The organism is Psychrobacter sp. N25K4-3-2 (assembly GCF_015351755.1).
Lineage (GTDB): Bacteria > Pseudomonadota > Gammaproteobacteria > Pseudomonadales > Moraxellaceae > Psychrobacter > Psychrobacter glaciei.
In genome coordinates this window covers 23,178-36,480 of sequence record NZ_JADKLX010000003.1, presented here as the reverse complement: position 1 = coordinate 36,480, position 13,303 = coordinate 23,178, and the positions used below count along the sequence as shown (strand labels likewise).

Genomic DNA, 13,303 nt, shown 5'->3' with positions numbered 1-13,303 from the left:
CGTGATGTTCAGTTATTTATCATTTACCCTTGTAAAAGATAATCAACCAAGGCGGCAAAGTCATCAAATGCTTCGGTAGGATTCAGTTCACGAATGTCTTGCCCGTAGTTGTAGCCATAAGACAGACCAAGGGTATCCATATTGGCGTTTTGTCCGGCTAAGATATCGTTTCTAGAATCACCAATCATAACGGCTTGTGCTGGGTTAATATTCAATGCATTGCAGACATGCAATAGCGGCGCGGGGTCTGGTTTCTTAACAGGCAAGCTATCACCGCCCAGCACTTCAGCAAACAAATCCTGCCAGCCAAAGGATTGCAATATTTTAGGGACAAAGCGAATGGGCTTATTGGTCACTAACGCTAGTATATAACCTGCTGCTTGTAGCTTCTTTAGTCCGCTATCAACATCTGGATAGGCAACAGTTTTGCTACCGCTAATATTGTTGTAAGCCTCAAAAAACACCTGCTCGGCATGATCAGCTTCCTCGACCGTCAACGCGCCTTCTAATACCTCTACCTTACCCACCAATGCGCGCTCGACCAGCATTCTGGAGCCATTGCCGACCCAATTACGTATGCTTTCAATAGGGTAGGTCTCTTTGCCAAGCGTGGTCAGCATCGCATTGGTCGCATCAGCCAAATCTGGCACGCTATCGATCAGTGTGCCATCAAAATCAAAAATCAAAAGTTGCTTATCCATTGTTCCTCACTATTGGAAGTCGTTATATTTATTATGTTTGGTATATCGTGCCATACCTTAGCACAGTAGTGTTTTGAGACCAGTCAATTTAGTGTTCTACTGTTCTTAATATCATAAACATCAGCAGTCACTCGATATCTTTGTAACGTTCACGATGCTCTTTTTTCATTCTTAGATAATCTTTATTATCGCGGCAATCATCCCATTTTTGTTTAAAGATACGCGCTGACTCTACTTTGATTGGGTCTTCCTCTTGCCGTGGTAACTCTGCGCGACCATGTGCGCCGCTTTGGCCTTTTTTATCATCGGGCACTGGCCCTTTATATTTTTTACCGCCTTTGTGATTGGCATAGCGACGGGCGCGGGTATAACCCATTTGAATAAATTTGCGCGCCATATCCGCACCGACAAAGTCATCAGCTGCCAGATAATCCAAAAACATCTGATAAATTGTCTCGCTACTTTCAGTCGCAATATCAGGCGTGGCAAAGCGCCAGTGCGGCAGTATCTCAGACTTATAAGGCTCTACCAATAATACGCCTTGCTCACCGCGACCGACGCGATACAGCTCAGGCTGCGCCCGCAAGTCTAGGTTTTTATAATCCAAATCATAATCAAATTCTCTCATCGCTTATCCCTATTAGCATTTATCTGTCTTATTTATCATTATCATTGCTATCGAGTATACTGAGCACTGCCGTCTAAAAAACAGCACAGAAATGTTATGCAACCGTGACAGTAAGTGTTTAGCATAAGAAGCGTAGCGAACAGAATCAATCATTGGGCAGGTCTGAGTAGGTTAAGGTCATGACAGTTAATAAAAATATCCTAAATAAAATCAGCTTAGCTGGCGCGACTTTTGCGACGCCGTCAAAAAGTGCCTTTATGATATCAGCGCTGCTGCTCATAAGTGTGCTAAGCACCAATGCCGCCCATAGCGCATGGTTTGAGCGTTTGATTCCGCAAGGTGAGACCTATATGGTACGCGAGATAGATCGTGATTTGGCATTCGTCATTGATGGTTTTATCTATGATGCGCGTACGTCTTGTTTTTTGGCAGTGGGCGATCGGGTGGTGTTTTTTGAAGGCCGTCACGGTATTGATTACCGTGCGACCATTTATGACTTGGATTCACGCGAGCGTTGCGAGGTGTTGTTGCGTCGGCGACTTTAATAACAAATGCTATTGATAAAACAATAAATGCTATTAATGACAGGCATAAAAAAAGCCCCAAACATTGCTGTTTGGGGCTTTTTAGAATTCTTAAACGAATGGTGGCTCGAGGCAGGTTCGAACTGCCGACACACGGATTTTCAATCCGTTGCTCTACCGACTGAGCTATCGAGCCGTCTTCGTTGAGGCGCTATTAAACTAAATATAGGCGTTACTGTCAAGTAGTTTTTGCATCATAAGCGATAAAAGATTAAAAAAATGACTTATTTATCAAAATATCGCTTTTTAACGCTAAAACTAATCTTTGACACGCAGAAGCTCATACTCGCTCATGATACGGTGAATATCCGCATCAGCAGGGACAAACTCACGCACGCCTTTTTTCACTTCGGCATCATAAACCAGTTTAATAAACTTGGCATCGATAGCACGACCACGATTTTGGGTATGAACAGTAAGATACTGTAAGCGCTTGGCATTGGTCTGCCCATCATCAAAACAGGCAACGGCAGCGATAGGCTTGTCATTGAACATACCGACATATAGGTATTGCCCACGCTTAAAGCCCTGCTCAACGATATTTAATACCTCGAGACCATCAGGCTGCGCGTCATCGCTATCGTACAATGCCTGCAAGCGCTCTGCTAGCTCATTGTCGCGAGCAGGTTTTTTGATAAGTGGGGCATCCAAGCTATTAATGGCGATCGCTTCTAAAGGCATGGCAGTTCCTATAAACAAAGGGTTTTATAGTATAAAGTAGCAGTATGACACAGCACTATGCCATAGAGAGTAGGCTATAGAATATGATGTCTCACAGTCAGTGCGAGTCATGATTGATAATACTGAATACACTATTTTAGCAGAATGAGGTAATTTTGTGCGTGGTTTACCGCTTGACCGTGGCGGTAAATGTTAGGGTTTGCTATGATGAGGCTATATAATATTTAGTACGTATAAACCCTAATGCCTTGATATCTTTTGTATATATCATTTTCTAATACATTTTTCGCTAGTACTGATTCAAGTACTAGCGACAATGTAATAGGCGCTTTTTTGCCCTATTTATTGACCGCTTTTCACTGATAAAAAACTGATAGAGAGTAGCCATGACAGCCAATACAACGACGACCGCTGACACACCTGAGCAAACTGCACCAAAAAACCTAAATCTACATGGTCGCCCTGAACGTATCGCGACCGTTGAACGCATCACTGCTGAAACGCAAATCACTTGTACCGTGAATCTTGATGGCACAGGTAAAGGCACTGTGGATACTGGTGTGCCATTTTTGGACCATATGATTGATCAAATCAAGCGTCACGGCTTATTTGACTTAGATATCAAATGCAACGGTGATACATTTATTGATGATCACCATAGCGTCGAAGACACGGGTATTACGCTTGGGCAAGCGTTTAACAAAGCATTAGGCGACAAAAAAGGCATCCGTCGTTACGGGCATTTTTATGCGCCACTAGATGAAGCGTTGACGCGTGCGGTTGTCGATCTATCAGGTCGTCCAGGTTTGCATATGGACATTCCGTTTACCCGCTCGCACGTGGGTCGTTTCGATGTTGATTTATTCAGTGAGTTCTTTTATGGGTTCGTCAATCACTCATGGATGACGGTGCATTTAGACAATCTAAAAGGCAAAAACAGCCATCACCAAATCGAATCAACCTTTAAGGCTTTTGCTCGCGCCCTACGCATGGCTTGTGAATATGATGAGCGTGCTTTGAATACGCTACCATCGACCAAAGAGGCGTTTTAATGGCTAAAGTAACCAAAGTAGCGCTACTAGACTATGGTATGGGTAATTTGCATTCCGCCAGTAAAGCATTGTCGGCGGTCGGGGCAGAAGTCTCTATCACCAATGACCCCAAAGTTGTCGCTGCGGCAGACAAGATCGTCTTCCCCGGTGTCGGTGCCATGCGCGACTGTATCGCTGGTATGCACGAGGCAGGGATTGATGACGTCATACGCCATGCAGTGTTTAATAAGCCCGTTATGGCCATCTGTGTGGGCATGCAGGCATTGTTTGAGCAGTCATCTGAAAATGGCGGTACAGACTGTCTTAGTATCTTGAACGGCTCGGTAGAAGCCTTTAACCCTACGTGGAAAGATAAGCAAGGTGCTACGATTAAAGTACCACACATGGGCTGGAATACCATTAGTGGTATGGATTTTGAGCATCCATTGTGGACGGGTATCGAGGACAATGCGCACTTTTATTTTGTGCATAGCTACTACTGTGAGCCTGCCGATAGCGCTCAAGTTGCTGCTGTCTGTGATTATGGTCAGCCTTTTTGTGCCAGCGTCATCCAAGACAATCTATTTGCCACCCAATTTCACCCAGAGAAAAGCCATACCGCTGGCTTGCAGTTGTTAAAGAATTTTGTAGAATGGGATATTTAGCAAAATATGCGTCAAATATTTGATTTAGCAGTCAGGTAGGTTCGCAATGGCGTAACCTGAGCGAGGAAGGAGTAAAGCATTGCTTTTCCCTCACGCAAGAGAGTTTGCATTGTCGCAAACTCTTTTTTATTTTAAATTTATACTTAATCAGTTTTTATTTATACTCAGCTATTCTCTATCTCTTATACACGGAATAAAATCGTGGATTTTTATATCTTCAAAAATAGTGTCGTGAATGCCACAGGATTGGAAAAAGATGCTTTACATATTTATGTAGGTATCAGCGTTTATCTATTAAGTTTAATCCTGATGCGTCCAATTTTTAAGAGGTACAGCGTTAGGGCATTTATTGCTTTAATTATGGTGACAGCTATCGCCTTATTGGGTGAGTATTTGGATAATCGCCAGACGATTACCGAGCTTGGCCTCTCAGCGATAGGCAGCGCAGAGCTTAAAGCCAGCATTCATGATTTGATCAATACATGTCTGCTCTCTTACGTACTATATGGTTTTACCGTATGGACAAAGAATTTTCAGTCAGTCAGTAAAGTTAAACCCATGATTAAACGACATCAAAAAACGGACTATTAGAGTCCGTTTTTTATTTTGCTCTTTGCGCTCATAATTGCTTATTTTCTGGCTTCATCATACAACTCGCGTACCACTTCCCTCAATCGCTTCGATACCATGCTTTTGCATTTGTTCGTCAAGAACAATACTCCTATAAGAATATCCACACAAATGACTTCTAAAATAGCTTCTGCCTAAGTAGGTAGCTATTGCAGCGGTTGTAATTTGACAGATTAAACACGCTCTCTTTACAAAGCTTACGAAATATAAAAAGTCTTATCTATTTAACCCTTTCTCAGTTTGTTATTTTGTATTCAGACTATAGTTACATCGATATACCTAGTAGGTTTATCGACTCAGCTATCCATGACTATCAATAATAACTAGGAAAAACTATGAATATCCAAGATTTATTGGACAAGGCCAAAGATACTTTAGGTTTAGAGGCGCAAGAAACCGAAGCAGGGATTTTTATTCCTTCTAAATTATCACTGAAACTTGCCGCACCAAGTAAAACTAACTATGACCATACAGAGTATGACGCGCCGTACACTGGTGATAAAAAAATTCTAATGGTCTGCACCGAAGAGCAGTACATGACCATGGAAAATGGTAAAAAATTCGATACCGGCAATCATCCCGTTGAAATGATGGTGCCTTTACTGCATTTTAAGCAAGCAGGTTTTAAGGTAGACGTTTTCACCCCTACAGGTGAGTCTGTGAAAGTTGAACAGTGGGCAATGCCAGACAATGATGACGACGTCAAAAAAATCTATGCTGAATATGAATCAACGCTGAATAACCCAAAAAGTATCGCTAACTTTGTTAAAAACGATATGGCTGATAGTGAAGATTATGCAGCAATCTTTATTCCGGGTGGTCATGGCGCGATGTTAGGTCTGCCCGAAGACCAAAACCTCGGTGAATTGCTACGTTGGGGTCATAATAGAGATTTATTTACTTTAGCTATTTGCCATGGCCCTGCGGCTTTATTAGCCGCTAATCTCGACAGTCCTAATGGGTCGGATAAGTCTGAAAGCGACTTTATCTTTAAAGGCTATAAGATGGTGGCGTTCCCCACTGGTATGGATAAGCAAATGCCAAAAATTGGCTATCTGCCCGGTACGATGCCTTGGTACTTCGGTGAAAAGTTAGAAGATTTGGGTGTCACGATTGGCAATAAGCTCGCCTCAGGACAGACGCATCAAGATAGAAAGCTGATTTCAGGTGATGGGCCATTAGCCGCTAATGAATTTGGTAAGATCAGTGCTAAGGCTTTGTTAAAAGCGCTGAACTAAACTGTTCTCATACGGTCATAGCATAAAAAAACGGACTATTAATAAGTCCGTTTTTTTTCGTTTTACTATTTTATTTTCCTATTTGAATTTATGATTTTAGTATCTAATTTTGTTTTCTAGCTTCATCATACAACTCACGCACCACATCCCCAATCACTTTGATACCATCAGTCAGCGTCTGCTCATCCGCCGCGATACTCATACGAATACACTCATGTGCATGCTGATAATCGCTGACATCGACACCAGGGAAGAAATACTGACTCGGCACAATGAGCGTGCCTTTTTCTTTTAAAATCTCGTACAGCTCAACCGTGGTAATCGGCAAATCTTTAAACCACAACCATAAGAAAATCGCGCCTTCAGGCTTATGAATCATCAACGGATAATCACCCAATGCTTCTTTTAACAGCTTCACGGCAAGGGTCGCCTGCTTTTGATAAAACGGCTTAATCTCATTATCGGCTAATTGCTTGATACGGTCGTTTTCTACCAATGGCGTGGCAATCGCTGCACCAAAGCGTGTCGGGGCTAGATTCACCACCGCATTCATTGCGCTAACGGCTTCGATTACTTTTGCATCGGCAACGATAATACCGGTACGCATACCGGGCAGACCAATCTTCGACAGGCTAAAGCACAGAATCGTATTGTTATCCCACGTCAAATGCGCGTCTGAATAAATGATGTTAGGGAAGGGCATACCGTAGGCATTATCGATGATAAGCGGTATGTCATAACGTTTGGCAATTTCGGCCAAATGCGCCATTTCTTCATCAGTCAGCACGTTGCCAGTCGGGTTGGTCGGGCGTGAGCAGCAAATCGCGCCGATACGACCTTCTTTTAGCGCTGGCAAGTTTTCTAATGCGTCAAAATCGACACGATATTTAAAGAAACCTTCCTCGCCATCATGAGTCACTTCATCGATATGTGGCAATACCGCTGCGAAATGCTGACCTTCGACATGCACGTCGCTATAGCCGATATACTCAGGGGTCAATGGCAGTAGAATAGATTTATCGATAGATTCGTTCTTCTCATCTTTGAACGCACCGCCAAATAGATTAAACAGATAGAAAAATGCATTCTGTGAGCCATTGGTCAGGGCGATGTTTTCTGAGGTCAGATTCCAATCGTAATGACGGTTAAAGAAGCCAACCAAGGCATCGATAAAGGCCGAATCACCTTGCGGATTAGAGTAATTCGCCATACTGATAATAGCGCTACTATTAGCCTCACCTGTATCGTTGTCAGTGCCTAGCGCTTTATAAGTCTCCAGAAACAACTCATTGACGGCATCAATTTTGGCAGGGTTACCACCACCCAGCATGTTGACTGGCTGATCGCTTTTTAGCGCATCGCCTAGATCATCCATCAATTGTGAGATGCCAGTGGGCTGGGTAAATTTTTGACCGAACTTTGAGAATTTCATAAGACTACCATGCTGTTTTGGAGGGTTTGATAAGAAGGAATTTGCTTGATAAAAGTTAGGCTAGTATAGCAAATGAGGGCTATAAAATAAGCAAAGTGTGGGGTAGATATTGACTTATATGTCTATACAGCTTATGAAGCAAAAAAACGCCTTCTAGGTGAGTAGAAGGCGTTTTGGTTTTGTTCAAGGTGTGGGCAGGGTTAAAACTGTGTAATTCTCGTAGAGATTGAAACTAAGACACAAAACACCCTTGTATGCTTTCTAAATTAATACCACTCGCAAGATTATTCCTAGTAATACTACTATAAGACCTAAAACAGACATAATAATATAAGTATTTCTTTGTTTATCAGCATTAATTTTATTATTTAAGATAGTCTCTTTATGCCTTGAATCAGCACTCCTCTCACTATCAATTTCTTTCAATTTTTTCTCAAGAGTTTGACTTCGAAGTTCAATAAGCTGATCACTATCAAACTTATCCTGAAAAATTTGGTTTAAATTATACATTAAATCAGGACATACCTCACAAAAATCAATCAATTGAGGCAACTTATCTCCGTCTTCAATAAACTTTAAATATTCCTGAATTCTACTAGTCCCTCTAGTAAATCTAGTAGTAGCAGCTAGTTCTAAAGCCTCTCTAATCAAAGGTTGTATGTTGTCAAAGTTTTTGTAGTGAGGAGTAATTTTGATCGTATCATATCTATCTAATATAGATAAATAACACTTATTTGCATGTATAGCGATTATGTCAAGACAATCATTAATTATGTGTCTTGTAGAAGTAATAGCATCAATAAGAGCTAACTCAAAATCAGTATCATATTTTTTAGTTAGCACTGCGTAGATAATTGAGGTTTCAGCTCTAGCTAAATAACAGAATTCACTATTTATCTTATCATCGACTTCGCCTATAACATTCTGAACTTGTTTATAAGCTTTCATACTATGATTTGATAAGTGGATTAAAAGTGCTAACAGATGATCATATTTTTCATCAATATGTAAATTAGAAGCTTGGGCACCCTTCATTAGATCAGAAAGAGGAGGTAATTGACTTGTAGCGCTTTCTAGGTAATCTGAACTAGTTTGTAATCTTCTCTGTTGTTCTACTTCAACAAGATTAGAGTTTTGAGCTTCTAAAAAACTATATTGTTTTTTTAATGCATTTAGTGTTGTACTTTCTAAAGGATCGTTGTTATCTGAACTCACTGCCTAGCTCCGTACTAAGTTAACTTCTAAGCAAATACTTGATTGTACGTTTCTTTAAGCATTGAGTCATGACGTTTTTTAGTAATAACACCGTTCATTCTTCCATGAACATTACCTCGTGTATTATTGAATTTAGTATTCTTCGATAATACTCCATCCACCGTATCTTGCACCAAATAATCGATGTTACGTTCTAACGCCTTAACATAAAGGCGTTCTAGTTTTTCACTAGTGAGATTTTTCATGTTTGATAGTCCTATTTAGAACTCACGGTAAAGTATGATACAAAACAAAAGTCTGTGTTTGGATGGAGATGCACAAAATGGGGCGTATTATACACTATTTGAAAATTTTATATAATAATTTTAAATAAAAATATTATAAGTGAGCACTGTGATAAAGTTTGAAGTAAAGAAAAGCTAAGAAAATTACTCAGGATTTTTAACAATCCTTGATTTGTGTCACAAGTTATATTAACTAATACTCGTAATATATTTCGAATCACTACTACGCTAAAAAATAAGATATGATTATTTATTAAAACAAAGTTTGAAATTCTGATTCAGTATTCGTAGTATGTATATCATATACAAGGGAATATAACAACCGTATTCTTTAACGGTAAGTATGAGAAAATCAAAATTACGCATTGCATGCCAAATTAGATAATAGAGATCATCGTAAGTTACTGATATAAAAGGTAATTATTTACGAATCGGCAAAAAGAAAGTATGTCTACCGCTCAATCGGGTAGAATAAATGCAAGCATTTATTCTACCCGATTGAGCGGTAGACAATACGGAAAAAATTGTTAATTTTTGTAAAAATGTAAATTTGAATATGATTATAAACGCTGCTAGGAATGAATGGTTTTTGAAGTGCCTATGTTAGTATGAGAAATATCATACTGTAACTAAATCCTTACTCATAATGGCGAATAACAGCGAACAAAAGAACCCCTATTAAGGGGTTCTTTTTTTAAAGCCAAAATTGAATACGCCTAAACCATCGCCCTTACCCTTGCCATAATCCCACGTCCAATCACCAGTCTCACATAAATAATAGCAATAGCAAACAGCAATACGATTAATGCTGCACCGCCAATAGCCAAACTCGTCCACGGCACACTAAATTGTAGATTAAACCACTGCGTGATAGCAGCCCACGCGCCAACGCTAGCGATGACAACGGCAAAGGTCGCTGCACTAATACCAAGCACACCTAGCTCTAAAATATTGAGCATATATAGATCGCGCTTTTGCATACCGAGCAGTCTAAATGAAGCGCTGTCTTTCATACGATCTTGCGAAGTAGACAGTAGCGAGCTGATCAGCACCATGACCCCAGTGAGCAGGGCAAGCAAGGTGAACACATAGACCAAGCGGCTCATTTGTACCACCAGCTCTTGGATTTGCTTCGCGATAGCAGTGCCATCGATCGTGGTGACAGCAGGGAACTCGCGTACCAGTTTGCCTTGTAGTTCTGGAATTGCATCTTCTGGTACGTGCGCAGTAGCAAACTGAATCTGCGGTGCAGCCGATAGCACGGACGGCTCAAACAAGAAATAGAAATACGGGCTTGGGCCACGCTCATAGCGCGTACGAATACTGGTGATTTGCCCGACGATCTCGATACCCTGAATGTTAAAGCGCACCTGATCGCCCATTCCGACATTGAGCATACTGGCGGCAGTATCTAAGATAGACAAGGATTTGACCTGTTCATCTGTCGCATCGATAGGGGTGTATAACGCGTCGTCTGTGAGCGATTCAGTGATGTATTCGGTCTCCATGACCGTATCTGCGTAGCTCAAGTTAAAGACACGCGTGGGGTCATCAAACCCATCTGCAGGCACGATATCTTTTGCCACCACCTCATTGGCCGTCTCCACACGCGCACGAATGACCGGATAATAAGTGACGGGCGCCTCAATGATCGTATCAATATCGTCGTGTTGATCGCTCTGCACATCGAGCAAAAATAAGTTAGGCGCGTCTTCAGGATAGGCATTGATAAACTGCGCATTGATACTGTGATTGAGCGTCGTGATAAGCGTCAGCACTGCCACCGATAGTGATAAGGTGACAAAGAACAACGCTGATTGGTTGCCTTTACGCGCAAGGTTATGGATAGCGATACGCTGCATCCAACTGATCTTGGTTTTCGTCGCTACCTTGGCAAGTAACCACAGCCACCCACGAGCCAATAGCCAAAATATCGCCACTAGAGCAATCAAGCCGCCCAATAATTGCGCCCCTAATGACAGTGAGCCAACTTCATAAGCAAAGAAGGCATATAGCCCTGCCAGCATTAGCCCATACCATAGTAATGGCACGCGTCGATACCAAGGCAGATTTTGCGTTTGCGTGCTCGCACCTTGACTCAGGAGGGTCGCGGGCTTGGTGGTGCTCAGCGTACTCAAACCACGCTGAGCGATCAGTAGCGTCAGGACTAAGGCAATCACAATGGTCTTGATGGCGCTGATTGGATTGATGGCTAGGCCAACGTCAGCAGGCAAGATAGCCACCATATACGGTTGACCGATTTTGAGTAAGCCCAAACTAAGCGCAATCGCTGCGATACAAGCGATGGCGGTCGTGATGATGAGCAATTGATAGTAGCTACGTTTGAGTGAACCAAGCGGTTCGCCGAGCGCCAAACGAATGGCATTATTAGACTGCTGCTTGCTGACAAACGCGCTAATGACGCCATACATCGCAACCGCAGATAATAGCAACACCGCGATGACTAGCAGTTTTAAAAACATTAGGACATTGTCAGAGATACGCGAGACCGAAGTATCTGCAGACTCTGCGTCAGAGAGCTCGATATCAGGGTAATTGGTCAGGATATCTGTGAGCTTGTCACGCTGTGTGGTTATTAGCTCTGGATCGCCTGCCATCTCAATGCGGTAGTTTATGCGGCTGCGTTGACCCAATAGGTTGGTTGCTGCAAGCGAGTCTTGATGCATTAAGACACGACCACCGAACCCAAATGTGGTCAGCGGTCTATCAGGTTCTTTTGTCAGTACATCACCGATCGTGAATTGCGCATCGCCAATGGTGATACGGTCGCCGACATCGGCCTGTAAACTACTAAGCACTTCTGGCGCGACGATGACACTGTCAGATGTTAGCTGCTCCCGCAGCGGTTTTCCTGAGGCAAGCTCCGCTGTACCATATAAGGGATACGATGGCGAGACGGCTTTGACGCTGGCAAGCAAGGTTTGCTCATCATTGACCAGCATGGCGCTAAACTGATAGTCATACACCGTCTGTGTATCAGCGATAGTTTCTACCTGCGTCAACACCTCGCTTGGCCAGTCTTGCTTACTGTTTAGGATTAGATCCCCACCAACGAGCGCGCGCTGATTGTCATTGATATAGCTATCGACAGACTGCTGTACAGAGTCGAGGGTCAGGTAGGTCGCAAGCGATAGAGTTAGCGTCAGTAGAAACAACACGGGATATACCCAGCGTTGCCACCAACTGCGGCTGAGTGCTTGTGAGCCTAGTGTTTGAAAACCTAAGGTACGGGCAAATAATTGATTAAGGATGCCGCTAGGATAACTGGACTCTTGACGCATACTGGTATCAGTTTTTTTTGTATCAGTCGATTTATTGTCTGTGGGCTTACTATTCATTAAGATACAATCCAGTTATTCATGTAGGTACAATGCGGCCGTCATGCATGGTGATGACGCGATCTGCCATCTCAGCAAGCGCAGGATCATGAGTCACGACCACCAGTGCCGAACCGACTTGCTGTCTTAAGTCCAATAACAGTTGCATAACTTGATCGGCATTTTGCTCATCTAAGTTACCTGTAGGTTCATCCGCAAACACAATCTTTGGGTGTGATACCAGTGCTCGTGCCACTGCTGTACGTTGCTGTTCACCGCCTGATAATTGGTTGGGTAAGCTGTTACGTCTATGACCTAAGTCGACCGCGTCAATGAGCTCATCTACTCTCGCTTGATTTGGACGCCTGGCAATATCGAGTGGAAAGGCGATGTTTTCGGCGACGGTCAGTGTGGGCAGTAGGTGAAACGACTGAAAGACAAAGCCCATATCCTGCTGACGAATGACCGCCAGTGCATCTTCATCGAGGCTACTGAGCATTTGACCTGCCAGCGACACCGTACCGCTATCGGGATAGTCTAATGCTGCGAGTAACCCTAGCAGAGTAGATTTACCCGAGCCTGATTTGCCCATGATGACCACAAACTCGCCCGCATTGACATACATATCTACGTCTTTAATGATGGACAGCTTTTGCTCACCGACTTGCACGGTTTTATTGAGTTTATTAGCGGTGAGTAGGGCTTCTTTTTTAGAATCTGCTTGTGGCATTGATGCGGCCATCGAAGGTGATGATGTCATTACAGTGTCTCGTTAAGTAGTCTCATTTGTCGTATTTTTTGTCATAAGTCAGGTCAATATGAAAAGAGTCAGCGTGACTGATATAAATTTTTTGTCGCCTCTGTCTGCACAGCAAG

The 13,303-nt window shown here is 42.6% G+C and carries 13 protein-coding genes and 1 tRNA gene; 5 read left to right on the top strand and 9 right to left on the bottom strand.

Annotation, left to right across the window (positions count from 1 at the left end):
• Window positions 1-23: 23 nt before the first annotated feature.
• Together IOD06_RS08070 and IOD06_RS08065 are read right to left on the bottom strand one after the other, a co-directional pair.
• Complete coding sequence (locus tag IOD06_RS08070; RefSeq protein WP_194620477.1) at window positions 24-701, bottom strand: phosphoglycolate phosphatase; 678 nt, start codon at window positions 699-701, stop codon at window positions 24-26.
• 127 nt (window positions 702-828) lie between these two features.
• Entirely contained in the window at window positions 829-1,329 is a 501-nt protein-coding gene (locus tag IOD06_RS08065) for a DUF4385 domain-containing protein (protein ID WP_194620475.1), read from the bottom strand.
• A gap of 179 nt (window positions 1,330-1,508) precedes the next feature.
• Here IOD06_RS08065 and IOD06_RS08060 point away from each other — a divergent pair, with 179 nt between their 5' ends.
• A complete protein-coding gene (locus tag IOD06_RS08060; protein ID WP_194620474.1) occupies window positions 1,509-1,874 on the top strand; it encodes a hypothetical protein in 366 nt (121 codons plus the stop codon).
• A 99-nt stretch (window positions 1,875-1,973) separates the two neighbouring features.
• Here IOD06_RS08060 and IOD06_RS08055 read toward each other — a convergent pair.
• Both IOD06_RS08055 and IOD06_RS08050 read right to left on the bottom strand, forming a co-directional pair.
• Window positions 1,974-2,049, bottom strand: a tRNA-Phe gene (locus tag IOD06_RS08055).
• 122 nt (window positions 2,050-2,171) lie between these two features.
• A complete protein-coding gene (locus tag IOD06_RS08050) occupies window positions 2,172-2,594 on the bottom strand; it encodes a hypothetical protein (RefSeq protein ID WP_194620473.1) in 423 nt (140 codons plus the stop codon).
• Between the two features lie 386 nt (window positions 2,595-2,980).
• On the opposite strand from IOD06_RS08050, the gene hisB reads away from it, so the two are divergent.
• The 4 genes from hisB (at window position 2,981) to hchA (ending at window position 6,158) form a co-directional block, all read left to right on the top strand.
• Entirely contained in the window at window positions 2,981-3,646 is a 666-nt protein-coding gene (gene hisB, locus IOD06_RS08045) for an imidazoleglycerol-phosphate dehydratase HisB (protein WP_227669965.1), read from the top strand.
• Window positions 3,646-4,290: an imidazole glycerol phosphate synthase subunit HisH gene (hisH, locus tag IOD06_RS08040; RefSeq protein WP_194620472.1), complete on the top strand. Its 645-nt coding sequence runs from the start codon at window positions 3,646-3,648 to the stop codon at window positions 4,288-4,290. The genes hisB and hisH overlap by 1 nt, the downstream gene beginning before the upstream one ends.
• A 201-nt stretch (window positions 4,291-4,491) precedes the next feature.
• Window positions 4,492-4,881, top strand: a complete 390-nt coding sequence (locus IOD06_RS08035) for a hypothetical protein (RefSeq protein ID WP_194620471.1) — start codon at window positions 4,492-4,494, stop codon at window positions 4,879-4,881.
• A gap of 374 nt (window positions 4,882-5,255) precedes the next feature.
• Window positions 5,256-6,158, top strand: coding sequence for a glyoxalase III HchA (gene hchA / locus IOD06_RS08030; RefSeq protein WP_194620470.1), 903 nt, complete (start codon window positions 5,256-5,258; stop codon window positions 6,156-6,158).
• Between the two features lie 103 nt (window positions 6,159-6,261).
• Here hchA and IOD06_RS08025 read toward each other — a convergent pair whose 3' ends face one another.
• From IOD06_RS08025 to IOD06_RS08005, 5 genes are all read right to left on the bottom strand, one after another.
• A complete protein-coding gene (locus IOD06_RS08025) occupies window positions 6,262-7,590 on the bottom strand; it encodes a valine--pyruvate transaminase (RefSeq protein ID WP_194620469.1) in 1,329 nt (442 codons plus the stop codon).
• 261 nt (window positions 7,591-7,851) lie between these two features.
• A complete protein-coding gene (locus IOD06_RS08020) occupies window positions 7,852-8,805 on the bottom strand; it encodes a hypothetical protein (RefSeq protein WP_194620467.1) in 954 nt (317 codons plus the stop codon).
• Between the two features lie 26 nt (window positions 8,806-8,831).
• Window positions 8,832-9,050 carry a hypothetical protein gene (locus tag IOD06_RS08015; protein ID WP_194620465.1) on the bottom strand — a complete coding sequence of 73 codons (219 nt, stop codon included), beginning with the start codon at window positions 9,048-9,050 and terminating at the stop codon, window positions 8,832-8,834.
• Between the two features lie 755 nt (window positions 9,051-9,805).
• Window positions 9,806-12,448: an ABC transporter permease gene (locus IOD06_RS08010; protein ID WP_194620462.1), complete on the bottom strand. Its 2,643-nt coding sequence runs from the start codon at window positions 12,446-12,448 to the stop codon at window positions 9,806-9,808.
• 19 nt (window positions 12,449-12,467) lie between these two features.
• Window positions 12,468-13,169 (bottom strand): ABC transporter ATP-binding protein, encoded by a 702-nt coding sequence (locus IOD06_RS08005; RefSeq protein ID WP_194620848.1) that lies wholly within the window; start codon window positions 13,167-13,169, stop codon window positions 12,468-12,470.
• Window positions 13,170-13,303 lie beyond the last annotated feature (134 nt).